Annotated in this window: 30 protein-coding genes; 13 read left to right on the top strand and 17 right to left on the bottom strand. The window is 60.1% G+C overall.

Annotated elements, in window-relative coordinates; all coding sequences use genetic code 11:
* The first annotated feature begins 22 nt into the window (after positions 1 to 22).
* Positions 23 to 397: a nuclear transport factor 2 family protein gene (locus KCG45_RS07195; RefSeq protein WP_218316556.1), complete on the top strand. Its 375-nt coding sequence runs from the start codon at positions 23 to 25 to the stop codon at positions 395 to 397.
* On the opposite strand, the gene yihA is transcribed toward KCG45_RS07195, so the two are convergent.
* The 5 genes from yihA to rpmH all read right to left on the bottom strand — a co-directional run bounded on the left by yihA (position 394) and on the right by rpmH (position 3883).
* Positions 394 to 1083, bottom strand: coding sequence for a ribosome biogenesis GTP-binding protein YihA/YsxC (gene yihA, locus KCG45_RS07190; protein ID WP_439648916.1), 690 nt, complete (start codon positions 1081 to 1083; stop codon positions 394 to 396). The two genes, KCG45_RS07195 and yihA, sit on opposite strands and share 4 nt — an antisense overlap.
* Entirely contained in the window at positions 1080 to 2861 is a 1782-nt protein-coding gene (gene yidC / locus KCG45_RS07185) for a membrane protein insertase YidC (protein ID WP_218316555.1), read from the bottom strand. The genes yihA and yidC overlap by 4 nt, the downstream gene beginning before the upstream one ends.
* Positions 2862 to 2930: 69 nt before the next feature.
* Positions 2931 to 3140, bottom strand: a complete 210-nt coding sequence (gene yidD, locus KCG45_RS07180) for a membrane protein insertion efficiency factor YidD (RefSeq protein WP_218316554.1) — start codon at positions 3138 to 3140, stop codon at positions 2931 to 2933.
* Positions 3137 to 3523, bottom strand: a complete 387-nt coding sequence (rnpA, locus tag KCG45_RS07175; RefSeq protein WP_218316552.1) for a ribonuclease P protein component — start codon at positions 3521 to 3523, stop codon at positions 3137 to 3139. The genes yidD and rnpA overlap by 4 nt, the downstream gene beginning before the upstream one ends.
* 225 nt (positions 3524 to 3748) lie before the next feature.
* Positions 3749 to 3883, bottom strand: a complete 135-nt coding sequence (rpmH, locus tag KCG45_RS07170) for a 50S ribosomal protein L34 (RefSeq protein ID WP_086438043.1) — start codon at positions 3881 to 3883, stop codon at positions 3749 to 3751.
* A gap of 324 nt (positions 3884 to 4207) precedes the next feature.
* Between rpmH and KCG45_RS07165 the strand changes: the two genes are divergently transcribed.
* Together KCG45_RS07165 and KCG45_RS07160 are read left to right on the top strand one after the other, a co-directional pair.
* The gene (locus tag KCG45_RS07165; RefSeq protein ID WP_218316551.1) at positions 4208 to 5704 is read left to right on the top strand and encodes a YifB family Mg chelatase-like AAA ATPase; all 1497 of its coding nucleotides are present in this window, start codon (positions 4208 to 4210) and stop codon (positions 5702 to 5704) included.
* An 84-nt stretch (positions 5705 to 5788) separates the two neighbouring features.
* Positions 5789 to 6595, top strand: a complete 807-nt coding sequence (locus tag KCG45_RS07160; RefSeq protein WP_218316550.1) for a hypothetical protein — start codon at positions 5789 to 5791, stop codon at positions 6593 to 6595.
* A 14-nt stretch (positions 6596 to 6609) separates the two neighbouring features.
* On the opposite strand, the gene recQ is transcribed toward KCG45_RS07160, so the two are convergent.
* Genes recQ through KCG45_RS07145 form a run of 3 tightly spaced genes read right to left on the bottom strand, consistent with a single transcriptional unit; the run spans position 6610 to position 9320 of the window.
* Positions 6610 to 8400, bottom strand: a complete 1791-nt coding sequence (recQ, locus tag KCG45_RS07155; protein WP_218316549.1) for a DNA helicase RecQ — start codon at positions 8398 to 8400, stop codon at positions 6610 to 6612.
* 34 nt (positions 8401 to 8434) lie between these two features.
* Positions 8435 to 8812, bottom strand: a complete 378-nt coding sequence (locus KCG45_RS07150; protein WP_439648925.1) for a hypothetical protein — start codon at positions 8810 to 8812, stop codon at positions 8435 to 8437.
* Positions 8769 to 9320: a winged helix-turn-helix transcriptional regulator gene (locus tag KCG45_RS07145; RefSeq protein WP_218316547.1), complete on the bottom strand. Its 552-nt coding sequence runs from the start codon at positions 9318 to 9320 to the stop codon at positions 8769 to 8771. Before KCG45_RS07145 ends, KCG45_RS07150 begins: the two co-directional genes overlap by 44 nt.
* Positions 9321 to 9531: 211 nt before the next feature.
* On the opposite strand from KCG45_RS07145, the gene KCG45_RS07140 reads away from it, so the two are divergent.
* Positions 9532 to 9873 carry a DUF8200 family protein gene (locus KCG45_RS07140; RefSeq protein WP_218316546.1) on the top strand — a complete coding sequence of 114 codons (342 nt, stop codon included), beginning with the start codon at positions 9532 to 9534 and terminating at the stop codon, positions 9871 to 9873.
* A gap of 129 nt (positions 9874 to 10002) precedes the next feature.
* On the opposite strand, the gene KCG45_RS07135 is transcribed toward KCG45_RS07140, so the two are convergent.
* The 3 genes from KCG45_RS07135 to galE all read right to left on the bottom strand — a co-directional run bounded on the left by KCG45_RS07135 (position 10003) and on the right by galE (position 11942).
* Entirely contained in the window at positions 10003 to 10608 is a 606-nt protein-coding gene (locus tag KCG45_RS07135) for an HAD family hydrolase (RefSeq protein ID WP_218316544.1), read from the bottom strand.
* A 105-nt stretch (positions 10609 to 10713) separates the two neighbouring features.
* The gene (ykgO, locus tag KCG45_RS07130) at positions 10714 to 10839 is read right to left on the bottom strand and encodes a type B 50S ribosomal protein L36 (RefSeq protein WP_011415100.1); all 126 of its coding nucleotides are present in this window, start codon (positions 10837 to 10839) and stop codon (positions 10714 to 10716) included.
* Between the two features lie 89 nt (positions 10840 to 10928).
* Positions 10929 to 11942: a UDP-glucose 4-epimerase GalE gene (gene galE, locus KCG45_RS07125; RefSeq protein WP_218316543.1), complete on the bottom strand. Its 1014-nt coding sequence runs from the start codon at positions 11940 to 11942 to the stop codon at positions 10929 to 10931.
* Between the two features lie 111 nt (positions 11943 to 12053).
* Here galE and KCG45_RS07120 point away from each other — a divergent pair, with 111 nt between their 5' ends.
* Genes KCG45_RS07120 through KCG45_RS07110 form a run of 3 tightly spaced genes read left to right on the top strand, consistent with a single transcriptional unit; the run spans position 12054 to position 14569 of the window.
* A complete protein-coding gene (locus tag KCG45_RS07120) occupies positions 12054 to 12686 on the top strand; it encodes a DUF4136 domain-containing protein (protein WP_218316542.1) in 633 nt (210 codons plus the stop codon).
* Entirely contained in the window at positions 12683 to 13822 is a 1140-nt protein-coding gene (locus KCG45_RS07115; protein WP_218316541.1) for a M14 family metallopeptidase, read from the top strand. Before KCG45_RS07120 ends, KCG45_RS07115 begins: the two co-directional genes overlap by 4 nt.
* Positions 13823 to 13873: 51 nt before the next feature.
* The gene (locus tag KCG45_RS07110; RefSeq protein WP_218316540.1) at positions 13874 to 14569 is read left to right on the top strand and encodes a DUF4197 domain-containing protein; all 696 of its coding nucleotides are present in this window, start codon (positions 13874 to 13876) and stop codon (positions 14567 to 14569) included.
* Here KCG45_RS07110 and KCG45_RS07105 read toward each other — a convergent pair.
* Genes KCG45_RS07105 through KCG45_RS07095 form a run of 3 tightly spaced genes read right to left on the bottom strand, consistent with a single transcriptional unit; the run spans position 14566 to position 16240 of the window.
* Positions 14566 to 14997 carry a cytidine deaminase gene (locus KCG45_RS07105; protein ID WP_218316538.1) on the bottom strand — a complete coding sequence of 144 codons (432 nt, stop codon included), beginning with the start codon at positions 14995 to 14997 and terminating at the stop codon, positions 14566 to 14568. The two genes, KCG45_RS07110 and KCG45_RS07105, sit on opposite strands and share 4 nt — an antisense overlap.
* On the bottom strand, positions 14994 to 15677 hold the full coding sequence (locus KCG45_RS07100; protein WP_369410752.1) for a glycoside hydrolase family 25 protein: 684 nt from the start codon (positions 15675 to 15677) through the stop codon (positions 14994 to 14996). Before KCG45_RS07100 ends, KCG45_RS07105 begins: the two co-directional genes overlap by 4 nt.
* 56 nt (positions 15678 to 15733) lie before the next feature.
* Positions 15734 to 16240: a UPF0262 family protein gene (locus tag KCG45_RS07095; RefSeq protein ID WP_218316536.1), complete on the bottom strand. Its 507-nt coding sequence runs from the start codon at positions 16238 to 16240 to the stop codon at positions 15734 to 15736.
* A gap of 148 nt (positions 16241 to 16388) precedes the next feature.
* Between KCG45_RS07095 and KCG45_RS07090 the strand changes: the two genes are divergently transcribed.
* Positions 16389 to 17897, top strand: a complete 1509-nt coding sequence (locus KCG45_RS07090) for a replicative DNA helicase (RefSeq protein ID WP_218316535.1) — start codon at positions 16389 to 16391, stop codon at positions 17895 to 17897.
* A 13-nt stretch (positions 17898 to 17910) separates the two neighbouring features.
* Here KCG45_RS07090 and KCG45_RS07085 read toward each other — a convergent pair whose 3' ends face one another.
* Positions 17911 to 19095 (bottom strand): phospholipase D-like domain-containing protein, encoded by a 1185-nt coding sequence (locus tag KCG45_RS07085; RefSeq protein WP_218316534.1) that lies wholly within the window; start codon positions 19093 to 19095, stop codon positions 17911 to 17913.
* Positions 19096 to 19207: 112 nt separating this feature from the next.
* Here KCG45_RS07085 and rpoZ point away from each other — a divergent pair, with 112 nt between their 5' ends.
* The 3 genes from rpoZ to KCG45_RS07070 all read left to right on the top strand — a co-directional run bounded on the left by rpoZ (position 19208) and on the right by KCG45_RS07070 (position 21864).
* Entirely contained in the window at positions 19208 to 19552 is a 345-nt protein-coding gene (gene rpoZ, locus KCG45_RS07080) for a DNA-directed RNA polymerase subunit omega (protein WP_218316533.1), read from the top strand.
* A gap of 217 nt (positions 19553 to 19769) precedes the next feature.
* A complete protein-coding gene (locus tag KCG45_RS07075; RefSeq protein ID WP_218316531.1) occupies positions 19770 to 20501 on the top strand; it encodes a ParA family protein in 732 nt (243 codons plus the stop codon).
* An 82-nt stretch (positions 20502 to 20583) separates the two neighbouring features.
* Complete coding sequence (locus KCG45_RS07070) at positions 20584 to 21864, top strand: DUF3667 domain-containing protein (protein ID WP_218316530.1); 1281 nt, start codon at positions 20584 to 20586, stop codon at positions 21862 to 21864.
* A gap of 74 nt (positions 21865 to 21938) precedes the next feature.
* Here the strand turns inward: KCG45_RS07070 and ftsH are convergent, their stop codons facing one another.
* Positions 21939 to 23903, bottom strand: a complete 1965-nt coding sequence (ftsH, locus tag KCG45_RS07065; protein ID WP_255548066.1) for an ATP-dependent zinc metalloprotease FtsH — start codon at positions 23901 to 23903, stop codon at positions 21939 to 21941.
* A 126-nt stretch (positions 23904 to 24029) separates the two neighbouring features.
* Positions 24030 to 24656 (bottom strand): TetR/AcrR family transcriptional regulator, encoded by a 627-nt coding sequence (locus tag KCG45_RS07060; protein WP_218316529.1) that lies wholly within the window; start codon positions 24654 to 24656, stop codon positions 24030 to 24032.
* A gap of 94 nt (positions 24657 to 24750) precedes the next feature.
* On the opposite strand from KCG45_RS07060, the gene KCG45_RS07055 reads away from it, so the two are divergent.
* Both KCG45_RS07055 and KCG45_RS07050 read left to right on the top strand, forming a co-directional pair.
* On the top strand, positions 24751 to 25887 hold the full coding sequence (locus KCG45_RS07055; RefSeq protein ID WP_218316528.1) for an ABC transporter permease: 1137 nt from the start codon (positions 24751 to 24753) through the stop codon (positions 25885 to 25887).
* A gap of 26 nt (positions 25888 to 25913) precedes the next feature.
* Positions 25914 to 26645: an ABC transporter ATP-binding protein gene (locus tag KCG45_RS07050; RefSeq protein ID WP_218316526.1), complete on the top strand. Its 732-nt coding sequence runs from the start codon at positions 25914 to 25916 to the stop codon at positions 26643 to 26645.
* Positions 26646 to 26651 lie beyond the last annotated feature (6 nt).

Here is a 26651-nt window from a genome sequence, read left to right as displayed (position 1 = left end):
TGACACGCAAACGAGGGCAGCCATGAACCAGTCCGAATTGAGCGCCGAGCACCGGGACTTTTACAAGCGCTTCAAATCCTTCTGGGCGGACCCGTCAGGCGAGCGCGTGGCCGAAATCATATCACCTGACGCGACCATTCACTTTTCCGGCCAGGGCACATTCTCAGGCGCCGAATACATCCACGCCATGCAAGGAACGCTGGACAGCTTCGAAGGTCTGGAAGTGACGCCGTTGGACTGTGCCGGCAACGACGATCTGCTCTACATTCATTGGAAAACTGCAGCGATCATTTCCGGAGAACGCCGGGAGTATGTCGGGGTCGATCGCTTCCGCATCAAAAACGGCATGGCGGTGGAGGAATATGTGATCTTCGATACAGCAGTGCTCGCGCTTTAAGAGAACCACCCCTCACCCAAAGCATCTGCAACCAATGCCGCCCGTAACGCATCGATCCCCATCCCCTTCTCCGCGCTGGTGAGGTGCAGTTCGGGATAGGCGGCGGGGTGCTTGCGGGATTCCTCCGCCACCTTGCCCGCCACTTGTTCGAGCGCGCTCGCCTTGATCTTGTCGGTTTTGGTCAGGACGATCCGGTATCCCACCGCGGCCTCGTCCAGCATGGTCATCATCTCGCGGTCCACGTCCTTCAACCCGTGGCGGCTGTCCACCAACACCAGATTGCGCGCCAGAACCTGCCGTCCGCGCAAATAGCTGCGCACCAGCTTTTTCCATTTGTCGACAACCGATACGGGCGCCTTGGCAAAACCGTAGCCCGGCATGTCAACCAGCCGGATTTGCGTGGGATCGCCAACCTCGAAATAGTTGAGCTCCTGCGTCCGGCCCGGCGTCACCGATGCGCGCGCGATGGATCTGCGCATCGTGAGGGCATTCAGCAGCGACGACTTGCCGACATTGCTCCGTCCGCAAAACGCGATTTCCGGGACGGTTGGTTCGGGCAGGAATTTGAGCTGCGGTGCGGACAACAGAAAATCCACACGTCCCGAAAAAAGGCGCGCAGCCTGCTTTTCGCGGCGCTGTCGTGCGCGTTCTTCGATTTCCGCGTTGGAGAGTTCGGCCTCGCTCACGCCTTGCTCTTTTCTTCCTTGGCCTTCTTCTTCTCCAGCTCAGCCTTGTCCTTTGCCGCCTGCGCTTTCAACTGCGGATGCTTGGAATAAAGGTAGCTCTGCTGCGCGACAGTCAGCAGGTTGGAAGTTACCCAGTAGAGCAGCAATCCGGCCGCAAAGGGCGCCATCACGAACATCAGGATCCAAGGCATGAAGTTGAAGATTTTCTGCTGCATCGGGTCCATCACCGACGGGTTCAGCTTGAAGGTGAGCCACATCGTCACGCCAAGCAGGACGGCCAGCACACCGATCCCAAGGAAGCCCGGAACCGCAAATGGCAGTAATCCGCCGAGGTTAAGGATGGTCCACGGATCGGGTGCGGACAGATCCTTGATCCAGAAATCGATGAATGGCTCGTGTCGCATTTCGATCGAGAGGATCAGCACCTTGTACAGCGCGAAGAAGATCGGAATTTGCAGCAGCATGGGAAGGCAACCGGCAACCGGGTTGACCTTCTCCTCCTTGTACAGCTTCATGATCTCCTGCTGCTGCTTCTGCTTGTCGTCCTTGTAACGTTCCTGGACGGCTTTCATTTTCGGCTGGATCGCCTTCATCGACGCCATCGAGGCAAACCCCTTTTGCGCGATGGGGAACATCAGCGCGCGGACTACGACCGTCAACAGGATGATGGCGATGCCGAAATTGCCGACCAGTTCGTTGAGCGTACGCAAGAGCCAGAGCAGCGGTTTCTCGAACCATTCGAACCAGCCCCACGAAATCGCCTTGCCGAAATAGGTAATGCCGGTGTCCTCGTATTCGTCGAGGATCACGCTGTTCTTTGCCCCGGCAAACAACTGGGTCGTCTGCGACAGTGTAGCGCCGGCAGGGATGGTCTGCGCGTCGTAAATGAGGTCGCTGCGGAACAGGCGGTCACCGAGCGAGCGGAAGCCTGCATTGTCGACGGCACCATCGCCCGGGATAAGCGCGGAATGCCAGTACCGGTCGGTAAAGCCGAGCCAAGAGGCAGCCCCTTCAGGCGTGTCGCGGCCGATCTCTGCCAGTTCTTCGTAGCTGTTAGGGTCGTGCAGCGTCCCACCGAACACACCGACGGGCCCCGAATGAACGATGAACTCGTCTGGCGATGCATTGCGGGTATCCCGCTTGATGAGAGCGAAGGGCTGAATGATGGCGGCATTGCCGGATGCATTGTCGACCGATTGGTCCGCCGTGATCATATAATTCTCATCGATCGACAGCGCGATCCGGTAGGTGCGTCCGTCCTCGTCAGTGCGGGACAGCGTCACAGGCGTCTGCGGCGTCAGACGCTCGCCATCCGCCTGCCATAGCTCGCTCGATGAAATGCGCTCTCCGCCAACAACAAAGCCGAACTCGGCGAAGTACTGATTGTCGGTCCGTTCGGGCGCGAAGAGACGAACCGGGCCGCTATCCTTATCGACGCTCTGCCGGTAATCCTTGAGCACGATATCGTCGATCCGCGCGCCCTGGAGGTTGATCGATCCGGCCAGTTTCGGCGTTTCGATCACCACGCGGTTGGGATCGGCCAGCGCAGCGGATAGGTCTATCGGACCGCTCGGCATTTCTGCACCTTCGGGGAGATCGGCGGCGACCGTCGTAGTGCCAGGCGCGGACCCCGCACTTGTTTGCGCGGCAGGTTCCACGGCTGCGGTGGGCGCGGAAAGAGAAGCCTCCGGATAGAAGGTTCGCATCGCGAAATCCCAGCCGAGGATAAGCAGGCCGGAAAGCGCGACGGCGAGCAGGAGATTGCGCTGATTGTCCAAGATGAAATCCCGTTAAGTCGTCGAATGCTGTGTTATATAGATACTACAGTGCAGAATTCTATGGTGCGGTCACGGCACGGGGTCGTGTCCATGCCCGCCCCATGGATGGCAGCGCCCTAGCCGCTTTAGCGTCAGCCATCCACCCTTGAGCGCGCCATATTTGCGCAAGGCCTCGATCGCGTATTGGCTGCAGGACGGGGAGTAGCGGCAGGTCGGTGGCAGGATCAGCGATGGTCCGAGCTGCCAGGCGCGGGCAATGGCGATCATGATGTATTTCATTGTCCCCCGACCTTTCTATTTCCACGGCGCGGCCTGCGAGAACGGCCCGGATCCGATTTTCCCTCTCGCGCTCGCTCCAGAGCGCGGTCCAGCTCATCGGCCATCGTCTTGAATTCCCGCTCGATGCCGCCGGACCGCCCGATCAGGACATGGTCGTGATCGATCAGTCCCCCGTCCGGTAGAGCAGCCCGAAGGAGCTCGCGAAAACGTCGTTTCATCCGGTTGCGTACGACAGCATTGCCGATCTTCTTGGTGACCGTGATCCCATAGCGAATGCCCTTCCCGCCGTTCGGCACCGTTAGCAACACGAAACCGGGCCGGGCATTACGAAGCCCCTTGTTGGCGGCGATGAAATCGGCACGCTTGGTAAGGACTTGGATCATGGATCAGATTTTAGCCGAAGCGTTTCGGCTGCCCGAATCTTTATTTTCCGCAGCGCGGTCGCGCTTGCGGCCGTCCGGGGCGTGCTCCGCCGCCAAGCCAGACGCCCTCAAATACATACGGGCTCCCGCAAGGAGCCCGTTAGGCCGACTGGCCGCCCGCATCGATGCGACCGCAAGGTCGCATAGGCGAGGATTTCGCACGCCGGAGGACGTGCGGAAAACAGATTAAGCGCAGAGTTTCTTGCGGCCACGCTTCCGGCGCGCGCGAAGCACTTTACGGCCACCCGTGGTGGCCTTGCGCGCGAAAAAGCCGTGCCGACGGGCACGCACGAGATTGCTAGGCTGAAAAGTCCGCTTCATATCGTCCTCGATAAACTGGTTCGACAAGCCGAGGCCGGGATTAACGTCTCCGGCTGCTCATCGATAAATAGCGACCACCGCAAAAGGCAGTCTGTCAGGCGCGCGCCACTATGGGATAGCGGTGAACGAGTCAAGCCGCGAAGCGCATTATCGGGCTGGCGCGATCGTCACAAAACCGCGCCCGAACCGCATGCCCGCAGGCGCAGCGCATGACATCGCGAAAAGCAGCCTGCTCCGGCAAAAGCGTTTCTATTTGCTCGACAATCTGCAACGAGCGCTGCAATACCGTAAGTATAAAGGTCGCAAATCACACGAGGATTTACTTTGGTAGCGCTGGTTAGGACTGTGGCCTATCTCGGTCTCGATGCGCGCCAAGTCGAGGTGCAATGCCAGGTTGCATCGGGCCTACCGCGATTCTCGATTGTCGGCTTGCCGGACAAAGCGGTTAGTGAAAGCCGCGAAAGGGTTCAGGCCGCTTTGGCTGCGATGGGGCTCGCGCTTCCGCCCAAGCGGATCACGATCAACCTGTCGCCTGCCGACCTGCCCAAGGACGGCTCGCATTACGACCTACCGATTGCCTTGGCCCTGCTTGCGGCCATGGGCGTGACCGATGCCGAACAATTGGGTGACTGGATAGCAGTCGGGGAGCTATCGCTCGACGGCAGGATCGTCGCCAGCCCAGGCGTCCTAATAGCCGCGCTCCATGCAAGCGAGGCGGATGCAGGTCTGATCTGCCCGGCCGATCAGGGTTCGGAGGCGAAATGGGCGAGCGGCGTGCCCGTGCTGGCCCCGTGCGATCTTTCCGGTTTACTCGGGCATCTAAAAGGCACGCAGGTGCTGGATGAGCCGGAGCGCGGGGACGTGGCAGAAGCGCCGCCAGTGACCGACCTCAAACAGGTGAAGGGACAGGAAACCGCCAAACGCGCGCTCGAGATCGCTGCTGCTGGCGGGCACAATATGCTGATGATGGGGCCGCCGGGATCGGGCAAGAGCCTGCTCGCGAGCTGCCTGCCCGGTATCCTGCCCGAACTTTCGCCGACAGAAGCGCTAGAGGTTTCGATGGTGCAATCGGTCGCGGGCCTGCTCGACGCTGGTCGGATCAGCCGGGCCCGACCATTCCGCGCGCCGCATCATTCGGCCAGCATGGCGGCGCTGACCGGCGGCGGCCTCAAAGTGCGCCCAGGCGAAGTCAGCCTCGCGCACTTGGGCGTGCTGTTCCTCGACGAACTGCCGGAATTCCAGCGGCCAGTGCTGGATTCGCTGCGCCAGCCGCTCGAAACCGGACAGGTCGATGTCGCACGCGCCAATGCGCACGTCACTTTCCCTGCGCGCGTACAGCTTGTCGCGGCCATGAACCCTTGTCGCTGCGGCCATGCGGGAGAGCCCGGCCACACTTGCTCTCGCGGGCCGCGCTGCGCGAGCGAATACCAGGCCCGCCTGTCCGGCCCTTTGCTCGACCGGATCGATTTGCATGTCGAAGTTGGGGCAGTCAGCGCGGCGGATCTTAGCCTTCCTCCAGCGGCTGAGGGTTCGGATCGCGTGGCCCGGCGCGTGGCAACGGCGCGCGCGCTGAGCGGAGAGCGGGGCGTGCGTTCGAATGCGGAACTTGATGGCGAAAAGCTGGAGCGGTTCGCCGCGCCCGACGATGCGGGGAAGCATTTGCTGATGCAGGCGGCGGAAAAACTGCGCCTGTCCGCACGCAGTTACACCCGGATGCTGCGCGTCGCGCGCACCATCGCCGATCTTGCCGGAACGCGCGATGTCGGACGCGCGCATATCGCAGAGGCGCTGTCTTACCGGCAAATGATCGGTCGCGGCTGAGCCGCCGCGAAAGATTCATCGCAGCGTAAGGCCGAACCGTGTTAGCGCTTTGCCCCCTACCCCGCGAGTCGGCCTACGGAGCGCATGGCATCAACCCCTTCACCTGACGCATCCGAAGCTGCGCAGCGGCCCGGTCTGCTGAGCGTTTTGCAGGATCGCAACATCGATCGGCGGGTTTTCGGCCTTGCCGCGGCGCTGATTATCGAGGCGCTGATCATTGCGCTGCTATTCTCTCTTGGCGCGGAGATAATCGGTGAACCTGAGGCGGAAGAGACGCTCACGACATTCTCCGCAATTGATCCTACCACGGAGCCCGAACCCGCCGTGGAGGAAGCGCCTCCCCCTGCCGAAGCGCCGCCTGCACCCGAGACCCCGCAGCAGCCCGCGCCCGAAGTGCCGCCCGAACCCGTACCGGAGCAGCCCGCGCCGCCTGTCGCGCAACCGCCCGCCGTCGTCTTGCCCGTCCCGGCACCCGCTCCACCCGCTCAGCCTCCTGCACCGCCGCCCGCAGCACCTGCGCGGCCAGCCCGATCATACGGGCCGCCCAGCACCGGATCATCAAGCTCAGTCGACAGCCAGCGCGTCGGGAATGCTCCCAATGGCGAACCGTTGTATGCGGCGCGGTGGTATCGCGAGCCGACCGATGGTGAGCTTGCAGGCTACCTTTCGACCGCCACCGGTCCGGGCGCGGCCATGATCGTGTGCCGGACTGTCCCCGATTTCTACGTAGAAGATTGCGAATTGCTGGGCGAGACGCCGCCGGGTTCGCAAATCGGACGCGCAGTTTTGGCCGCTGCCTGGCAGTTCCGCGTCCGTCCCGCGACAGTTGGCGGCCGTTCCCAAGTGGGATCATGGGTGCGGATCAGGATCGATTACGTCGCGCGGCCATGATCTGCGAACCCGCTCTAGGCGGCGAAGGCGCGGATCACATCGAAGAATTGCTTCCCGTAATTCTCATGCTTTTTCGCGCCGATCCCCTGGATCTGAGCCAAGGCCTCTAACGAAGCTGGCCGTTCGCTGGCCATCGCGCGCAGCACGCTGTCGTGGAAGATGATGTAGGCGGGGATGCCGTGTTCGCTGGCGAGCGCCTTGCGCTTTTCACGCAGTGCATCGAATAGCGGATCGCCCACCGGATTGGCTTCCCGGCCCGAACGACGACCGCGTGCGTTTCGCGATTTCCTGGGCGGCTCCGCGATCATCACCGCCCGCTCGCCGCGCAGCACTGGCACGGCGGCTTCGCCAAGCGCCAGGCCACCATGCTCAGTCGTTGCCAGCATTTCGTGAGCCGTGAGGTGACGCATCACCGGACGCAGGAGCGCAGCCTCCTCCTCATGCTCGAGAATGCCGAATACAGAGAGACGGTCATGCCCACGCTGGCTCACCCGGTCATCATCGCGGCCCAGCAAGACCTTTTCGATGTGACCGATGCCGAAGCTCTGCCCGGTCCGGTAAACAGCGCTTAAAAGTTTGCGCGCGATTTCCGTCACATCGATGACCTTCGGCGGGCATTCGCAATTGTCGCAATTGCCGCATTTCGCAGCCGGCTCTTCTCCGAAATGCTTCAGGAGGATCGCGCGGCGGCATCCCGCGGACTCCACCAAGGCGGCGAGCGCATTCAACCGGGCACGCTCGCCAGAAAGCCGGTCAGCCTCGACATCGCCGAGCCATTGACGCGCCTTGGCGAAATCGTTTGCGCTCCAAAACAGCTGCGCCTCCGCTGGATCGCCATCGCGTCCGGCACGGCCCGTTTCCTGATAATACGCCTCGATCGATTTCGGCAGGCCTGCATGGACGACGAAACGGACGTCGGGTTTATCGATTCCCATGCCGAATGCGATGGTCGCGACCATCACCATGTCATCGGAGCGTACGAATTCGGCTTGCACCGCTGCACGCTGCTCGGGTGGCAGACCAGCATGATAAGCACCGACCGCACGCCCCGTTTCGGCAATGCGCGATGCAAGGTCTTCGGTCCCTTTGCGGCTATTGGCGTAGACAATACCTGCGCCCGGGTTGCGGCTGATGAATTCGGTGATCTGCTTCGCGCCATTGTTTCGCGGCAAAATCGAATAACGGATGTTGGGGCGGTCGAACTCCGCGACGATCAGGCCGTCATCAGGGATCCCAAGCTGGCGCAGTATATCTTTCCGGGTCGTCTCGTCGGCCGTCGCTGTAAGCGCAAGTTTCGGGACATTCGGATAGTGGTCGAAAAGCGGCCTCAATTGCCGGTAGTCGGGCCGGAAATCATGCCCCCATTCCGAAACGCAGTGGGCCTCATCGATGGCAAAAAGCGAGATGTCGGCGCCATCGAGCAGCGACCGGAACGACGCCGTGTTGGCGCGTTCGGGAGCGACATAGAGCAGGTCGAGCTCACCTGCACACAAGCGCCGCGCAGTCTCCGCATTGTCGTGATCCGCGGAAGTCATCGAGGCGGCCCTGATCCCGACGGCGCTGGCGGCGCGGATCTGGTCGTGCATCAACGCGATGAGCGGCGAAATTACGATGGCCGTTCCGGGCCGGGCCACTGCGGGCAGTTGATAGCAAAGCGACTTGCCCGCGCCCGTCGGCATCAGCGCACAGGTATGCTCGCCACGCATGATCCGCGCCACAACTGCTTCCTGCCGGCCACGAAACCCGCTGAAGCCAAACGTCGTACGCAGAATTTCTTCGAGATCGGTGCTTACGCCCGCATCCATCGCCAGTTCGGTCCCGCTGCCGGATTTGAGAAGGTCAGTCGGGGCTAGCGCCTTCGCGGGCTTCCCACCAGCCTGCGTAGGTGGAGTTATGCACGAGCTTTCGGTTTTGATCGGGCGCGCCGTCATTCCACCATACGGGACCGCGCTCTCCGAGAGCGACCTTGGTCAGATGAACGCTGGCCCGAGCCGCTTTTTCGGCGGCCGCATCGCCTGCACGCTTTGCAGCCGCGACCCCGCGCCGCGCGTCCATCAGATCACCGACGAGTTCCTGACGGCGATCTTCCGGAAGATCGGGATTGCTCGCACGCCAGAGTCGCCCTCTGACAATGATGTAACGCCCGTCCGGCGTCGTCGGCGGGCCTTCAGGCTCAGCCAGCGGCAGCCTTCTTGGCGGAGTCGAGATCGACGACATCGCCGGCATGAAGGGCATCGCTCGGCGAAGCGATCGAACCATCGGCGCGTTTGCCGAGATCTTCGCGTTTCACCAGCCACAAGTCCTGATGCGAGAGGATCCGTCCGTCATGACCAAGTATAGACACAGGGCCGATCGGCAAGCGATCGCGTTCGTCGACCAGCACCGGATTCTCGGTCATTTCCGTGCCGTATTTCTGGCCCCACTGACGCAAGGCGAGCATGGCAGGAAGGAGGTCGAAGCCTTTTTCCGTCAGCCGATATTCGATTTTGCGGCGATCATCCTCACACGGTTCGCGTTTGAGGATGCCGTGCTCAACAAGTTTGGCGAGGCGATTCGAAAGGATATTTCGAGCGATCCCCAGCTCGCTCAGGAACTCTTCGAAATGTTTGAGCCCATTGAAGCTCGCCCGAAGTATCATGAACGACCAACGTTCACCCATAACTTCAAGCGCTTGCGGCAGACCGCATTCGATCAGCTCACGCAGTGGTTCTCTCATGTCGCCCATATCAGTCCTCTTGCTGCAACCTATCTAACCCGATTCGCCGCAATCTCAAAATGGCGCACGAATTGCGCGGACGGCGGAGGCAAACACCGGATTTAAGTTTTTAGTTGCAACCTGAAACCTAATGGCATAGGTAGTGATTCGCAACTGGTTTTAATCTGAAACCTGATTCGCACAAACAGGCAATTACACCCGCCCCTTGAAGGAAACGACGATGACCCTCTCCCTCCCCCGTTCCAGCCGTCTTTCGATCTTCGTGCTGGCTCTCGCATATACCGGCCTTACGTTTGGCGTGGCTGTCGCTCCGGCTCCTGTCGCTGCGCAAAGCGGCGCTTACTACACGGCGCAGCTGGCGCAGCCGGTTGAAAGCAACCGCGCCGTAGCTGGCGGCGTCGCCTGGGCTTGCAAGGACACTACCTGCATCGCCAACAAAGGCCCGTCACGCCCGCTCCGCATTTGCCGCGGCCTTGCCCGTGAATTTGGTGAAATCACCAGCTTCACCGCCAAAGGCGAAGAAATGACCGGCGAAAAGCTGGCGAAATGCAACGGCAACTGAGCCGGTAAAGATTGATCCCCCCGGACGCGACATATCCTTCGCGTCACATCGTTCCGCATCTCTCCACAGCGGACGAAACTCGAAGCCCCCGATGCAGCGTTCCCCAATTCGCTGCCTCGGGGGATTTTTTTAGAGAAAGCCCGCGCATTCGAGCTGCGATTCCAATGCCGCTGCCCCTGTAAAGATATGGGCGTCCCAGCCGCGCGTTTTCGCCGCCTCGACATTCACCAGATTGTCATCGGTGAAAAACAGGTCGCCGCCTGAACGTCCACAGCGCGTTTCGGTTATCTCATAGATGCGCGGATCCGGCTTGGCGATTTTCTCTGCCCCCGAGACGATGATGTCTTCGAACACCGAGAAGATCGGGTTTGCTGCGCGGAATTGCTCGAACAACTCCACGCCGAAATTGGTCAGGCAGAAAAGCGGGACTCCTCGCTCTTTCAGCTGGTGCACGAGCGCGTGAACCCCATCCACCGGCTCTGCCGCAGTTTCGTTGAACCGCGCAGCGTAGGCAGCGATGCGCAGCGCCTGATCCGGAAATTGTGCGATCCGTGCGGGGAGCAGTTCACCAAGCGGAACGCCCCTGTCGTGCTGAAAATGCCAATCTTCCGTGATCACGTTGGCAAGGAACCAGTCGAGTTCACGCTCGTCATCGATCAGCTTTTCAAACAGATTGCGGAGCTGCCAGTGGAACAGCACACGGCCAATATCGAACACCACGGCTTTCTTTGTCACTTGCGCGTCCCTTGCAGAAACGGCTGCGGCCCGCTCCCCAATCGGAGGCGGGCCGCTGCGTTTACTCAGTCATCTTTGTCAGACGACCGGCCAATACGTTCTGGTTCAGCCCTGGCGGGCTTTGAAGCGGCGATTGGTCTTGTTGATGACATAGGTACGACCGCGGCGGCGGATGACGCGGCAATCGCGGTGACGGTTCTTCAGCGACTTAAGGCTGTTACGGACTTTCATGATTTCTTCCCGGAAATAAAACAGGCACCGGAGGTAAGCTCCGATGCCGGAAATTCAAGCCGCGCGCCTAAGCGGCGAATCGCGCAAAGTCAATCAACTTCGCGGATTTCGGTGAGTTTCCGCTCCCACGCGAGCGCGTGCTCGATAATAGTGTCGAGATCGGCAAACTTTGGCTCCCACGAAAGCGTTTCGCGGATGCGTGATGGATCGGACACGAGCGAATCCGGGTCGCCAGCGCGCCTTCCCTCGATCCGGCGCTCGATCGTGAGATTGGTAACCCGGTCGACTGCATCAAGCACTTCCAGCACCGAAAACCCGCGCCCGTAGCCGCAATTCATCGTGAGTGAGCGGTCGGGTTGTTCGACCAGCGCCTCCAATGCCAGGACATGCGCCGCGGCAAGGTCACTGACGTGGATGTAATCGCGCACGCCCGTGCCGTCGGATGTGTCGTAATCGGTGCCGAAGACACTGACGTGGCTCCGTTTGCCCAGCGCCGCTTCGACCGCGACCTTGATGAGGTGCGTTGCGCCGGCCGTCGACTGGCCCGAGCGCGCATGTGGATCGGCGCCTGCAACGTTGAAGTACCTCAGGGCGCAGTAATTGAGTGCATGTGCAGCCGACGCATCGGCCAGCATCTGCTCGGTCATGAGCTTGGACCAGCCATACGGATTGATCGGCTTACCTGCTGCCTCTTCGGGGACGGGCGACACTTCGGGCAGCCCATATGTCGCGGCGGTCGATGAGAACAGGAAGTGCGGCACCCCAGCCTTGACTGCAGCATCGATCAGACCGCGGCTTTTGACTGTGTTGTTGTGATAATATTTGAGCGGGTGCTCGACACTTTCGGGCACGATGATCGACCCTGCAAAGTGCATAATGGCGCCCGTTTTCTGCTCCGCGAAGATGCGGGCGAGGAGGCCTGCATCTTGGATATCGCCCTCGAACAAGGGTACATCGTCGGGAACGGCGAAACGGAACCCAGTGCTGAGATTGTCGATGACAGCGACGTTCCACCCTGCATCCTTCAGCGCGAGAACGGCGTGACTTCCAATGTAACCGGCGCCTCCTGTAACAAGGACTGAAGGTTTCGAATTGTCGCTCATGTGAACTGGTCGCCTGTGTGTCGCCATGTCGGTCGCGGAACCTGTGTGCATAGCGAGACGTTTTGCATTTGAAAATGCGCTCACTTTCGAACGACTTAAGAGGAAAGTACCATGACCCGCCCATTCTACCCCTTTCGGACATCCTTCACCGCGCTCGCAATGCTGGCGCTTCCCGCATGCGCGGGCACTTACACAGGACCGGTCGAGGTGACGCGGTTCGTTGCCGAGAATCCGGTCGGGCTCGGCGAGGGTCAGATCACTCTCACGTTTCCGAGGGAGATTACCAATGAGATAGCGCGCAACGCCTTTGCCGATGCAGTCGCGGGCGAATTGGAAAATCTGGGATACACGCTTGTTATGGAGCGGGGCGGAGATGTGCAGGAAGCCGCGATCAGCACATCACGCGGTCCGGTTGAGCGTTTCGATCGGCGGGGCCCCGTTACCGTAGGCGGCGGCGCGTCGACTGGATCGTTCGGCAGCGGTGTTGGCCTGGGCGTCGGCATCAACCTTGGCGGCGGCAACGGACGCCCTGAACTGGTCAGCGAACTGTCGGTACGGATCACTGCAGCAAGCGGCGAAACCCTTTGGGAAGGCCGTTCCGAGCTGCCTACCTCGGTGAATTCGCCTTACTCCGAAATAGGCGCGAGCGCACAGGCTCTCGCGGCTGCGCTTTTCCGCGATTTTCCGGGTGGCAATGGCGAAACGGTGCAAGTATCGGTCGATGAACTCGAAAGGACCCCATGACCTCAATTTTCATCGACGACGCTTTCGACAGCGGCAATATCGAAACCCTCTCCATCGACGGCAACAGCGCGAAGCTGACTATCCGCAAGGATCACAATTCCGACTTCGCACAATGGTTTCACTTCCGCGTAACCGGGTGTGCCGGTGAAGAGATCGAGCTCACGATCATCGGCCTCAACGACAGTGCCTACCCCGGTGGCTGGCCCGGTTACGACGCCTGCGTGTCCGAAGACCGGGAATATTGGGCGCGAGCGGCCAGCACTTTCGACAAGTCGGCAGACAATGGCACGCTCACAATCCGGTACACACCGGCGTCAAACACAGCCTGGTTCGCCTATTTCGCACCGTATTCGATGGAACGGCATCACGACCTCGTCGCCGAGGCGGCAACGTGCGAAGGGGTTGAGCTGACCCGGCTTGCCCAAACGCTGGACGGTCAGCCGCTCGACCTGCTCGAGATGGGTGAAGGCGACAAGCAGGTCTGGCTGTACGCGCGCCAGCACCCCGGCGAAACTCAGGCCGAGTGGTGGATGGAAGGCGCATTGGAATGCCTTACCGATCCCGCCGATCCCGTGGCACGGGGCCTGCGTAAACGCTGCCGCTTGCACATCGTCCCCAATTGCAATCCGGACGGCTCACGCCGCGGACACCTGCGCACCAACGCTGCCGGAACCAATTTGAACCGCGAATGGTCCGATCCGAGCGCCGACAAATCGCCAGAAGTGCTATCAATCAGAAACAAGATGGACGAAACCGGCGTCGATTACGCCATGGACGTCCATGGCGATGAAGCCATCCCGGCCGTGTTCCTCGCAGGTTACGAGGGCATCCCCAGCTGGACCGACGAGCACGGCGAGCAATTCTACCGCTACCAGCGGATCCTCGATCGCCGCACACCCGACTTTCAGACCAAACTCGGCTATCCAAAGACGCCATCCGGCAAGGCCAATCTCACCATCAGCACAAATCTTGTAGCGGAGCGCTACGGCGCGTGTGCGATGACGCTGGAAATGCCGTACAAGGATCTCGCCGATTTTCCCGAGCCCGAGCAGGGTTGGTCGCCAGAACGGTGCAAACTGCTGGCGCGCGAGTGCCTTGGGGCACTGCTTGAATGGCTGGAAACCGAACAGGCCTGACGCAATTCTGCAAAGCCGTGCTATGATCGCTCCCGATAGCGGGAGAAATCGATGATGGCCGACAACAAGATTCGCATAGGCAGGCGGGCGCTGATTGCCGGTGCGGCTGCGACGAGCCTGCTCGCGGCCATGCCGTCGCGTGCGAGCGCACAGGGCGGACTCGGCCTGTTTTCAATTCTGGGTCAGGCTACGGACAGCGCGCTCGACAAACTGGCTCAGCCCGGTGCCTTCTATAATGACGAGGCCATCCGGATCGCCCTTCCGATCATCGGCGACATGGGCAGCAGGGCAGGCGGCTTGCTCGGTTCGATTCTCGGCGGTGGCAATCGCCTCGGCATTCTCGGGGACGTTACCCGGTCGATCAACGACGCAGCCGGGATAGCGGCGGGCGAAGCCAAGCCGATCTTCCGCGATGCGATCGACGATCTTTCATTCAGTGATGCTCCCGGGATCATTCGCCAGGACGATGGCGGCACACAATATTTGCGGCAATCATCGAACGACCGGCTCCACGCGCGCCTCGAACCCCTCGTCGATGGCGCGCTTCAGGAACTCGGCGTATATTCGGCTTTCGACGGGCTCGCAGGTGAGCACAGTTTCATCCGCGATGCTGGGCTCAACAGGCAAAGCATCAACCGCTCCGTTACCGATCAGGGATTGGACGGCATCTTCGCTTATATCGGGAGTGAGGAACGCGGTTTCCGCCAAAACCCCCTGCGCGGACTCGGCAGTCTGCTAGGGAATTAGTCGAGGTGCCTTGGGCCGAAAGCGTGCGGTAACAGCGCCGACAGCCTGACTTTTCGTACCTCTTCGCTGCCGACGCACAGGACCAGCGGATCGCTGCCTCCCAATTGTGCAATCTCGTTGAGCACTTGCCGACACCGCCCGCAGGGCGTGATGGGCGCACCATCGCCTTTATCGTCGGGGCCAACCACGGCGACCGCTTCCAGTCCGCCGCGGCGCCCTTCACCGAGAGCACGCGCGACCGCTACCGTTTCGGCACAGAGCGCGAGGCCATAGCTTGCGTTTTCAACGTTGCTGCCGGTGATGACCGCGCCATCCCCAAACAGCAACGCCGCACCTACCTGATAGTCGGAATAGGGCGCGTAAGCGTGCGAGGCTGCCTTTCGCGCCGCAGCGATCAGGCGGCCCTCGGTTTCCTCGTTCAATGTCATCTCTGCACCACCACCCATTCGATCGGATCGGGTGAGGCCGCGCTCACCAATTGACTGTTGACGCTCCATAGCAGCCATGGCCGCCCGGCGTAATCCGGCCGCGCGCGGTCACGCATAAGCCACAGATCCCGCGAGAAGGTGCGGGCTGCGTTGTAGCGTGACTGAAACGTTTTACTCAGCTTCAGCACGGCCGATTTACCGGCATGCATTTCGATCTGATTGACCAGCGTCAGCAGTTCGCTTTCGACCGCAGCATCGCTGACCGGCGATGCACACCCGTCTGCTGGGTTGCGAAGCGCGACTGCCGGGGGAAGCAAATCCGCGCTGCGCGGGACCATCCGCGTGAACCGTGCGCTTTGCGGGTCGGCCCGGCGGCACGGATCGAATGGGTAGATTACACCCACCTTCAGCCCGGAAGCCTGCGCAGCTTTCAGACGCGCGGCGAAGCCGGGATCCGGCGCGCCTCCGACCGACGCGAGTTCAAGATATACGAAATCTCCGCCAAGTGCTTTCAGCGTCTGAAATCTTGTGCCGGACGCGCCACTGGCGATGACTGCGCCCTGCTCCGGATATCGAGCCTCATCCGGTTTCCATCCCCGCATGTCCCACCAGAACCACGCGGCGAACACCGTGCCGAACAAAGCCAGCATCGCGAGCAGCCGGAATATCCACCGACCCACACTCGCTTTCCTGCGCCGCCGAGAACCCGCGCGTCTGGCCTTTGCCATAGCCGCCGCTAGCCCTTGATATGCAGCACGCAAATCAGCGTGAAGAGACGCCTCGCGGTCGCGAAATCCGTCTGGACTTTGCCGTCGAGCCTCTCCAGCAGAAGCTCGGCAGCGTTGTTGTGGATGCCCCGCCGGGCCATATCGATCGTCTCGATCTCGGACGGAGTAGCCTTGCGGATTGCTTGGTAATAGCTGTCGCAAATCGCGAAATATTCGCGGATCGGGCGGCGGAATCGCGCGAGGCCGATCAGGAGCGTTTCGAGCTCGCGCTCGTCTTCGTCGCTGATCTCCATGGCCAGGCGGCCATCGCGGACGCCCAATCGCAGGCGGTACGGGCCTTTCGCGCCGCGCTCGGCGCTGCGGACGGGTTTGAAGGTGTTCTCTTCGATCAGGTCGTAAATGGCGACTCGCCGTTCCTGCTCAACATCGGCATTGCGCCACAGGATCGTCTCTTCGTCGAGAGCGATGTGGGCGATACGATGCGTATTCGCGGAATCGGAGGGCAAATCGGCCATGACCGGGCCGCCTTCGCAGATAGATAGGCCACACTTCAAGCGTTCAGATTTTCAATCCCCGCTATCCACAGCGCAAGCGGTCTCGCAGAAAATAAATTCGGGCGCTTTACCCTTGCAAAACCGCCTCCAAAAAACGCATCAGGGCCGCATGGCTGAACCCGGAAAACTCGAGCTCGTCTCTGGCGACGGCACTACCGCGCGCAAGCTGCCCTCGAACCTGGAGGCGGAGGCGGCCTTCCTCGGCGCGGTGCTGATCGATAACCGGGTGATCGAGGAACTGCAGACGCCGATCCGGCCCGATCATTTCTTCGAACCGCTGCACGAACGCATTTACGAACGTGTCCTGACGCTGATCGAGCGCAACGCGACCGCTTCGCCGGTCACCTTGCGTCCCTATTTCGAAGCGGATGAAGCTTTGAAGGAATTGGGCGGGCCGAAATATCTCGCTCAGCTTACAGCCAACGGGGCTGGCCTGCTCGCACCGCGCGAACTGGCTCAGCAAATCTATGACCTTGCCCTGCTGCGCGAATTAGTCAGCGTCGGGCGCGGCTTGGTCGAGGGGGCGCTGGACACCTCCGAAGAAACCAATCCCATGGACCGGATCAGCCAGGCGGAAGCGGACCTGTTCAAGGTCGCCGAAGGCGCGGCGACCGGTAGCGAAGCCTCGAGCTTCCGCGATGCGGCGCTCACTGCGATCAAGATGGCCGAAGCGGCGATGAATTCGGGCGGCGGGCTATCGGGCAAGACCTCGGGCCTTGAAGTGCTCGATCAGAAAACCGCCGGTCTGCACAATTCCGACCTGGTGATCCTTGCTGGCCGGCCCGGCATGGGCAAGACATCGCTCGCGACCAACATCGCCTTCAATTGCGCCGAGGCGCATCTCGACTGGCAGCGCGATGGCGGCGAGCACAATTACGGGGCGCCAACCGCCTTTTTCAGTCTGGAGATGAGCGCCGACCAGCTTGCAACACGTATTCTTGCAGAACAGGCCGAGATCAGCTCGGAAACCTTGCGGACAGGCAAGATGAGCCGCGAAGATTTTCAGAAGCTCAGTTTTGCAAGCCAGCGGCTTGCCGAACTGCCGCTTTACATTGACGATACCCCTGCCTTGACAATCGGTGCGCTGCGCACGCGCGCGCGCAGGCTCAAGCGGCGCCACGACATTGGTTTGATCGTGGTCGATTACCTCCAGCTGTTGCAAGGTTCAGGACGCGCCAACGACAACCGCGTAAACGAAATCTCCGAAATCAGCCGAGGCCTCAAGACTTTGGCGAAAGAACTTTCGGTGCCCGTGATCGCACTTTCACAGCTCAGCCGCGCTGTCGAACAACGCGATGACAAACGCCCGATGCTGTCCGACCTGCGCGAATCCGGTTCGATCGAGCAGGACGCCGATATGGTCTGGTTCATCTATCGTGCCGATTATTATCACGAGGCAATCCGTCCCGACATGCCGACCGAAAGCAGCGGCGCAGATGTCGTGGAGAAATACCGCACGTGGGAAGAGCGCTATCTTGAGCTAAAGAACAAAGCCTCGCTCATCGTGGCGAAACAGCGCCATGGTTCGACCGGCAATGTCCCGCTGCATTTCCAGAGCGAGATCACCAAATTCACGTCGCCGAACATGAAAGACTATTCGGATTACGGTTACGAATAGTCGCGCATGGCAATCATCCTGCCAGTCCTGCGGTGATCCGGTAATCGGCCATCGACAGCACGTAATTGAAACGCCGCCGCGCGCGCGTCAGCCAGCCTGACTCGCGCTCGTAAAGTTCAGGCGTCACTTCCCGACTTGCATTTTGCATGTGATCGATGAATTCGCGCAACCGCGCGGCCAGGGCTTCGTCCTCGACCCGCACCATCAGTTCGACATTAAGCCGCACGGATCTCTTGTCGAGATTGGCGCTACCGAAATAGCTGAAATTGTCGATCACCAGCAGTTTCATATGGAGCTTGCACGGCTGGAATTCGAAAATCTTCGCGCCCGCGTTCAGCAATTTGCGATAATGCATCCGCGCCACATCGATCGCGGCATCGATGTCTGAGACACCGGCCACGATCATCCTGAGGCTGCCTCGCTTTGCAAGCTTGCGCATTTGCCGCCGCAGGCTGCGCGGCGGCGAGAAATATGCCGTCACCAGATCGAGCTTGTCGCACGCGGCCAGATCCTTGCGAAAGCGCAGCGCCCACCGGCTTTTGCGCGTCAACGGACCGCCTATTAGAAGTTGCACCTTGCCATCACCGCCATCCCAGTCCTTCACCATCCGGCGAATGCGGCGCAGCTGCGAACCCTCACCGTCGATCCAGTCGCGCAGCAAATCGTACCAGCTCTTGAACTGATCAACGACAGGACCTTCGATCTTCACCCCGAGATCGCACCAGCCGTTGTCTTCCGGACCGTTGAAGTAATGATCGGAGATGTTGAAACCTCCGCTCATCACGCGCGATTCATCGGCTATCGCGAACTTCTGGTGATTACGGATGAGGTAACGCACGCTCAAACGCGCGGCGAATTTCCTGAACTCGCCACCCGCTGCGATCAACGGGTCGAAGAATTCGTCCGGAGCGTCGCTGCCGAAATCATCGATGATCAGTTCGACCGTGATCCCGCGATCGGCAGCGCGCACAAGCGCATCGAGCACCTTCTGGCCGGACTTGTCGTCCTGAAACATGTAATAGAAAACATAAAGCGAGCGCTCGGCTCCGTCGATCAATTCGATCAGGGCTTCACGGCGCGATACGCCATCCGGATAGAAGGCGAATGTATGCCCGCCCGCCTCGACATCGAAGCAATCCGCATCGACGAAATCGCAAGCGATTTCGCTGCTTTGCTGTTGGGATACTTGACCGGACACATTGCACCAATGCTCAGAGGCGCGAGAAGTTGCAAAATCTTGACTCTGCGCCCCTGCAACCCTAGTTGGAGCGCTCCTTCAAACAATCCGATTTTTGAGAAAAGGCCCGCCGATGGCACGCGTTACCGTTGAAGATTGCGTCGACAAGGTTCCAAACCGTTTCGACCTCGTCCTGCTCGCCGCACAGCGTGCGCGCGAAATTTCGGGCGGTAGCGAAATGACGATCGAGCGCGACCGGGATAAGAACCCGGTGGTCGCTCTGCGCGAGATTGCAGAGCAAACCGTGAAGCCGAAAGAACTGCACGAAGCGCTGGTGACCAACCTGCAGAAGATACTGCCCGACGATGAAGACGATGCCGATGAAATTGGTTCGCTGAGCCAGTCGGCGGAGGCTCTGCGAATCACCGCAAGCGCGCCAACCCGCTCAACTTCGATTGGTGCCGATTACGACGGCTGATCCGAATGAAGATATTCGGGACTGATTGTCCCGTTTTTGGAAAAGGCCGCCAGATTGGTGGCCTTTTCTCGTTGGAGGTGGGATCACGACGGGAAACCAGCCGCGTTGCCTGGCAGCGTAATCCTTGCGCCGCACTTGCCCGAATGTAACAGTGTCTCGCAGGCAATATAGCGGGCATTCGCTGTCCCGATAGCTCGGAGGAAACCGTTAGAACGTCATGGCGTCGATCGCAGTCTACAGTGTCAAGGGTGGTGTCGGGAAGACGACCTTCGCGGTCAACCTGGCCTGGTGCGCTGCGACCATTTCCCGCCGTCAGACATTGCTCTGGGACCTGGATCCCGCAAATGGATCGGGTTTTCTTCTGGGTGTCGAGGCGAAGAAGAAGCGCGCCGCCGAATCTGTTTTCTCTGCCGATCGCAGTCCGGCCAAACTGATCCGCAAAACCGACTACGACAATCTTCACCTGCTGCCTGCTGATGAGAGCATCCGAACGCTGGACCGTCAGTTCAGCCAAATCGGCAAGAAGAAACGCCTGGCGAAGCTGACGGCTGCGCTGGCCAAGGAATATGATCGCATCATCTTCGATTGCCCGCCGGTCTTGAACGAGGTCAGCGCCCAGGTGATGCGCGCCGCAGACCTTGTGATAGTCCCTTTGCCGCCATCGCCGCTTTCGACCCGCGCGTTCGAAACGGTGGTCGCCGAGGTACGCGGAAGCGGTAAGGCGCACCCGCCAATCTTGCCCGTGCTTTCGATGCTCGACATGCGCCGCAACCTTCATAAGCAAGCGCGCGAAGCCAATCCGAAATGGCCGGTGGTACCGCTCGCAAGTGCAATCGAACAATGCGCGGTTTCGCGCAGTCCGGTCGGTGCCTTCGCGCCTCGATCGCCCGGTGCTCGCGCCTTTGCACAGCTCTGGACCGCAATCGAACGCAAACTGGCCAAGCTTTAACTCACGGCCCAGCGAAATTTCGGCGCGCTTTCCAGCGGCCCGGTCCCTCGTCTATAGTGAGCGCGATTTCGTGGGGGTCCGAATGAACGATATTACCGAAGGGATCGGCAGCGCGATCGAAGGTGCGCTTGCCGGAAAAGCCGTGGAGCCGTCTCGCGGCGAATTCGGAGACGGCGGACTGGGCGTTAGCGAATGCCTCAATTGCGGCGAGCGCCCGCTTGGGAGCTATTGCCAGAATTGCGGCCAGAAACAGCATGTGCATCGCACCTTGTCCGCTATCGGCCATGACCTCATTCACGGTGTCTTGCATCTCGATGGGAAATTCTGGCGCACGCTTCCCTTACTGGTGTTCAAACCGGGAAAGCTGACGCGGCGGTACATTGAAGGCGAGCGGGCGAAATTCGTCAGCCCGATGGCTATGTTCCTCTTCAGCGTCTTTGCGATGTTTGCGGTGTTTCAGATGGTCGGCCTGACCGCTCCGACCGACATCAACGGCAGTGCTCGCGACGGCGTGGAACGCCTCATCCAGAACGAGAGCGAACGCATTTCGGCCCGGATCATCGCGATCGACGAAGAACTGGCGCAGCCCAATCTCTCACGGCAGGACCGTGAAGAGCTTGAGCTTGAGCGGAACAACCTGAGCGAGGACCTCGCACTACTCGATAGCAACGGCGAAGGCATTGCCAAATGGATCGCATCCCGCGGAACCAACGCGATCGAGAACCTTGAGACGGACGGCGCGGCACAGATTGCAGAAGCAAAACAACGGCTCGAGGCAATGCCTGAAGGGTCGGCGGAGCGGGCTGATCTCGCTGCGGAAATACAGTCTGCAGAAGAGGGTCTTGCGCAATTGCGGCGTCTTGAGGACGGACCCGTCAAGATCATTCCTCTTGATGATGACGGCAATGCACGCATGACCATCGAGAAATCGGGAATTCCCGTGATTGACGAGGCGCTTAAAAAGTGGCGGCAGAACCCCAGCCTGATGATCTACAAATTACAGGCGAACGGCTACAAATTCAGCTGGCTGCTGATCCCGCTATCCATTCCCTTCGTGTGGCTGATGTTCGCATGGAAACGGCGCTACAAGGCGTATGATCATGCGATCTTCATCACCTATTCACTCAGCTTCATGTCGCTCCTGCTTATCGCGTTGTCGCTGCTGGGCGCGATCCAGATGCCGGGCACGCTGATTTTCGTGTTGCTCGTTACGATTGCACCGCTTCATCTCTACAAACATTTGCGACACGCTTATGGCCTATCTCGCCTGTCAGCGCTTTGGCGCTTTTTCGCGACGTTGGCGTTCATAGTCGTAGTGCTGGTACTGTTTTTGCAGACGCTGTTGCTGCTTGGCGCCTTCTGACGCCGCACAGAACATGCACAAAAAGGCCGCCCGGATCGCTCCGCGCGGCCTTTTTGTTCAAGCCATAGTGGGGATCAGGCGCCTTGCGGAGCCTCGCCGCTTTTCGATCCGCCGAAACGCTTCCCTGCCTTGGGAATGGCGCTGCCGTGGGTCGGAACCACTTTGGTCGGACCCTTGGGTTCGTCGGGACGATCAATCTTGCCATTCTCGAGAAGCTGGGTGATTTCGTCACCGGTCAGCGTCTCGTATTCGAGCATCGCCTGCGCGAGCAGGTGGAGCTTGTCCTCCTGCTCGGTCAGGATTTCGGTCGCACGCTTCAACCCACCTTCGACGAGATCCTTGATCTCGGCATCGATCAGCTTGTTCGTTTCAGCGCCCGCCATCGTGCGCGCGGTCTGGCCCATGCCCAGATAGCCTTCCTGGCTTTCCTCGTACTGGAGCGGACCAAGCTTGTCGCTCATGCCCCACTTTGTCACCATGTTGCGCGCAAGATCGGTGGCGTACTGGATATCACCCGAAGCACCGGATGAGACCTTGTCATGCCCGAAGATGATCTCTTCGGCGACACGCCCGCCCATCGCTACGGCGAGGTTCGCGTGCATCTTGTCCCGGTGATAAGAGTAATTGTCCCGCTCCGGCAGGCGCATGACCATGCCCAGCGCCCGGCCACGCGGAATGATCGTCGCCTTGTGGATCGGGTCGGAAGCCGGCTCATTGATGCTGACGAGAGCGTGACCTGCTTCGTGATAGGCCGTCATCTTCTTCTCATCGTCGGTCATGACCATGGAGCGGCGTTCCGCCCCCATCATAACCTTGTCCTTTGCATCCTCGAATTCCTGCATAGCGACGAGACGCTTGTTTCGGCGCGCAGCAAGCAGGGCCGCTTCGTTGACGAGGTTGGCGAGATCAGCGCCCGAGAAGCCCGGTGTACCGCGCGCAATCGTGCGCGGGTTCACGTCGGGTGCGAGCGGCACCTTCTTCATGTGCACGCCGAGAATCTTCTCACGCCCATCGATGTCGGGGATCGGCACCACGACCTGACGGTCGAAACGGCCCGGACGCAGCAATGCGGGGTCGAGAACATCGGGGCGGTTCGTTGCCGCAACGATAATGATGCCTTCGTTTGCTTCGAAACCATCCATCTCGACGAGAAGCTGGTTCAGTGTCTGCTCGCGCTCATCATTGGAATTGCCGAGGCCGTGACCACGCGACCGGCCGACGGCGTCGATCTCATCAATGAAGACGATGCACGGTGCGTTCTTCTTGGCCTGTTCAAACATGTCGCGCACGCGGCTTGCGCCAACGCCGACGAACATTTCAACAAAGTCCGAACCCGAAATCGTGAAAAACGGAACGCCAGCTTCGCCTGCGATTGCGCGGGCAAGCAGCGTCTTACCTGTACCCGGCGAACCGACCAGCAAAGCGCCTTTCGGAATCTGACCGCCCAGTTTCGAGAATCGCTGCGGGTCCTTCAGGAACTCGACAACCTCCTCCAGCTCCTCGCGGGCTTCGTCGATCCCGGCGACATCGTCGAAAGTAACCCGGCCCGATCGCTCGGTGAGCATCTTGGCCTTCGACTTGCCGAAGCCCATCGCGCCTCCCCCGCCGCCCTTTTGAACCTGACGGAGCGCGAAGAACGCGATGCCGAGGATCAGGATAAAGGGAAGAGACTGGATAAGGATGTAGAGCAGCAAATTGGGCTCCTCACGCGGCTTGCCAGAGAACCGTACGTCGTTCTCCTGCAGCAATTGCGTGATGCCGGTATCCGCCGGAACCGGTACGGTGGAGAACGTCTGCCCATTCTTGAGCGTACCCGTTATGAGGTCTTCGCCCAGTGCAACCTCCTGCACATCGCCATTGGCGACCTGGGCACGGAATTCCGAATATTGAATCTGAGTACCGGGATTCTGGCCCGCGTTGTTAAACAGCGAAACGACCAGAAGCAGGGCGAGGAAAATGCCGCCCCAGATCATCAATTGCTTGATCCACGGGTTCTGGCCCTCGGGTGGCTGCTGCTGCGGATCGTTAGGGTCACTCATCAGGGGATTCCTTTCTCGCCCGATAATGTAGGGTCGGACCTGTGAATGGCAAGATAATGCGCGCATTCGCGCAGCTTGCCAATCTTCGAACAGCGTGATGCGAATTATCGAATTCCGCCGTCGAGGTCAGTCTGCTCCGTAAGCCGCAAGAAATACGTCGACTGCGCCTGCGATCCGGCGGTCACTCTCTTCTGGGGAGACTTCCGCGCCGAAGCGCCGTTCAAGATCGCCCATGCCCTTGCACATGGAAACGAACTGTTCAGCTGCGAGCTGCGGATCGCCCACGTTCAGTTCACCATTCGCCGATGCGTAGGCCAAAAACGCGCTGAACGCCTGTTTCATGCGCCACGGACCCGCCTCCAGGAAAGCCTTCCCAATCGCTGGCTCGCTTTCTGTTTCAGCGGCAATTCGTCGTTCGAACTGAATCATTTCCGGGCGGGACAAGAAAGCGAACATCGCCTTCCCGATCACCGTAAGCCGTTCGCGTATCGAACCGCGCGGCATATCCTCGATGCTGAAATGTCCGCGCATTTTCTCACATTCAAGCTCGACAGCGGCTGCGAACAAGGCGCGCTTGTCTCCGAAATTGTTGTAGATCGTGACCTTGGACACTGCGGCATTCAACGCGATCTGTTCGATCGAGCTGGCCGCATACCCGACATCGAAAAAGCTTCGTGCAGCCGCTTCGACGATCGCCTTCCTTTTGGCGAGATCGGAGGGTCGGCCCTGCTTTTTCGGAACAGCTGTTGACAAAGTGAACGACTCCGTTCAGTTAAACGCGACCGTTCAATAATGGTACGAACCCATCGACTAGGCAACCCCCGCCCTTTGTAAAGGTTCCGACGACGTGCTCTGGATCGCAATCCGAATGCTCACCGGCGACGCGCAGAAGTTCTATGGACTGCTGTTCGGCATCGCTTTTTCGACACTGCTGATCACCCAGCAGCTGACGATTTTCGTCAATCTGATCGAGCGTGGGGCAAGCGGCGTTTACAATGCGCCGGAAGCAGAAATCTGGGTCATGGACCCGGTCAGCCGCACGACCGACGTGAATTACGCGATGCCCTCGACCGCGCTTGATGAGGTAAGGTCCGTCCCCGGCGTCGAATGGGCCGTGCCGCATTTGCGCGCCGCCGCTTCTGTTCGGACGAGTGCAGGCGATCTGGAAGGTGTCGCAATCATCGGCGTCGACGACGCAACTCTGATCGGGCTGCCCGAGCGCCTTTTGGAAGGCGACAAGTCGATCCTTTCGCGCCCCGATAGCGTCATCATCGATGATGGCGGCGTGGTGAATCTGTTCGAGAACGGAGAAGAGCCAATTGGACAGCGGCTCGAACTGAATGATCAGCGCGCAGTCATCCGAGGCATCGCCGATTCCATCCCGTCGTTCACCAGCCAGGTCACGCTTTATACGAAATACAGTCAGGCTCTGAACTTCGTGCCCGGCACGCGCAACCGCCTGACGTTCGTGCTCGCAGGCGTATCGGAGGGCCTCTCTGCAGAAGACGTTGCTGCGCGCATCGAACAGCAAACCGGGCTAAAGGCGGAAACGCGCCAGGAATTCGCCGATGCCGGGGTGAGCTTCATCGTCGAAAACACCGGAATCCCGACGAATTTCGGGATCACCGTGGTGCTGGGTTTTGTCGTTGGCGTCGCAATCGTCGGCCTGACCTTCAGCCTGTTCATTCGCGACAACATCAAGCAGTTCGGCGCGCTGAAGGCGATCGGCGTCACCAATGCGAAGATAGTGAGCATGGTCGGCGCTCAGGCCGCATTGGTCGGCACCGTGGGATACGCGCTGGGCGTGATCGGTACGGTGGTATTCATTTACGCATTCAGCGGAAATCCCTTCTTCAAAGGGTTTTATATACCTTGGCAGATCCCGCTCATCAGTCTGGTTTCGGTCATCATCATCCTTGCGATGACCGGCTTCATCGCCTTGCGGAGCGTGCTGAACACCGAACCCGCGGCGGTGTTTCGATGAGCGGCATGGAGACAAGCGGAAAACCCATGGACACCAGCGCGATCGGCGGATGCGCCCCAGACGCAGCTATCTGCGCGCGAGGCATCGTGCGCGATTTCGAAAGCGGGCAGACGACCATACGCGTGCTCCACGGGATCGACACAGATATCAAGCCGGGTGAGATGACCTATGTTGTCGGCGAGAGTGGTTCGGGCAAAACTACACTGATCTCGATCATGTGCGGCATCCTTTGGCCGACTGAGGGCGAGGTTAAAGTCTTCGGTACCGACATCTACAGCCTTTCCGACACTGAGCTCGTCAATTTTCGCCTGAACAATATTGGCTTCATCTTCCAGCAGTACAATCTGATCCCTTCCATCGATGCGGCCGCAAACGCCGCCGTGCCGCTGATTGCCCAGGGCATGGATATCCATGAGGCGCGTGAAAAAGCGAAGGTTCTGCTGGAAAAGCTCAACATCGCCGATCAGGCGGATAAGCTGCCAAGTCAGCTTTCCGGCGGACAGCAACAGCGCGTCGCCATCGCCCGTGCGCTGGTGCACGAACCGCGCCTGGTGGTTTGCGACGAACCGACTGCCGCGCTGGATGCAAATTCAGGCCGCCGCGTGATGGACCTGCTGCGCGAAGTCGCTGTCGCCGAAGACCGCGCCTGCATCATCGTTACCCACGACAACCGCATTTTCGACCTGGCCGACCGTATCCTCGTGCTCGAGGACGGCGAGGTCACCCATGACGGCACCGAAATGCCAGACGATCACTGAATAAGG

The organism is Erythrobacter ani, assembly GCF_019204025.1.
GTDB classification, from domain to species: domain Bacteria; phylum Pseudomonadota; class Alphaproteobacteria; order Sphingomonadales; family Sphingomonadaceae; genus Erythrobacter; species Erythrobacter ani.
The sequence above is the reverse complement of the archived record's forward strand: the minus strand, read 5'-3'. Positions and strand labels throughout refer to the sequence as shown.

Coding starts and splice junctions, on each gene's coding strand:
- KCG45_RS07195 (WP_218316556.1), top strand. CDS start 23: ATGAACCAGTCCGAATTGAGCGCCGAGCACCGGGACTTTTACAAGCGC.
- yidD (WP_218316554.1), bottom strand. CDS start 3,140: ATGAAATACATCATGATCGCCATTGCCCGCGCCTGGCAGCTCGGACCA.
- rnpA (WP_218316552.1), bottom strand. CDS start 3,523: ATGATCCAAGTCCTTACCAAGCGTGCCGATTTCATCGCCGCCAACAAG.
- rpmH (WP_086438043.1), bottom strand. CDS start 3,883: ATGAAGCGGACTTTTCAGCCTAGCAATCTCGTGCGTGCCCGTCGGCAC.
- KCG45_RS07160 (WP_218316550.1), top strand. CDS start 5,789: ATGGCATCAACCCCTTCACCTGACGCATCCGAAGCTGCGCAGCGGCCC.
- recQ (WP_218316549.1), bottom strand. CDS start 8,400: ATGGATGCGGGCGTAAGCACCGATCTCGAAGAAATTCTGCGTACGACG.
- KCG45_RS07150 (WP_439648925.1), bottom strand. CDS start 8,812: ATGTCGTCGATCTCGACTCCGCCAAGAAGGCTGCCGCTGGCTGAGCCT.
- KCG45_RS07145 (WP_218316547.1), bottom strand. CDS start 9,320: ATGGGCGACATGAGAGAACCACTGCGTGAGCTGATCGAATGCGGTCTG.
- KCG45_RS07140 (WP_218316546.1), top strand. CDS start 9,532: ATGACCCTCTCCCTCCCCCGTTCCAGCCGTCTTTCGATCTTCGTGCTG.
- ykgO (WP_011415100.1), bottom strand. CDS start 10,839: ATGAAAGTCCGTAACAGCCTTAAGTCGCTGAAGAACCGTCACCGCGAT.
- galE (WP_218316543.1), bottom strand. CDS start 11,942: ATGAGCGACAATTCGAAACCTTCAGTCCTTGTTACAGGAGGCGCCGGT.
- KCG45_RS07120 (WP_218316542.1), top strand. CDS start 12,054: ATGACCCGCCCATTCTACCCCTTTCGGACATCCTTCACCGCGCTCGCA.
- KCG45_RS07115 (WP_218316541.1), top strand. CDS start 12,683: ATGACCTCAATTTTCATCGACGACGCTTTCGACAGCGGCAATATCGAA.
- KCG45_RS07110 (WP_218316540.1), top strand. CDS start 13,874: ATGATGGCCGACAACAAGATTCGCATAGGCAGGCGGGCGCTGATTGCC.
- KCG45_RS07105 (WP_218316538.1), bottom strand. CDS start 14,997: ATGACATTGAACGAGGAAACCGAGGGCCGCCTGATCGCTGCGGCGCGA.
- KCG45_RS07095 (WP_218316536.1), bottom strand. CDS start 16,240: ATGGCCGATTTGCCCTCCGATTCCGCGAATACGCATCGTATCGCCCAC.
- KCG45_RS07090 (WP_218316535.1), top strand. CDS start 16,389: ATGGCTGAACCCGGAAAACTCGAGCTCGTCTCTGGCGACGGCACTACC.
- rpoZ (WP_218316533.1), top strand. CDS start 19,208: ATGGCACGCGTTACCGTTGAAGATTGCGTCGACAAGGTTCCAAACCGT.
- KCG45_RS07075 (WP_218316531.1), top strand. CDS start 19,770: ATGGCGTCGATCGCAGTCTACAGTGTCAAGGGTGGTGTCGGGAAGACG.
- KCG45_RS07070 (WP_218316530.1), top strand. CDS start 20,584: ATGAACGATATTACCGAAGGGATCGGCAGCGCGATCGAAGGTGCGCTT.
- ftsH (WP_255548066.1), bottom strand. CDS start 23,903: ATGAGTGACCCTAACGATCCGCAGCAGCAGCCACCCGAGGGCCAGAAC.
- KCG45_RS07050 (WP_218316526.1), top strand. CDS start 25,914: ATGGACACCAGCGCGATCGGCGGATGCGCCCCAGACGCAGCTATCTGC.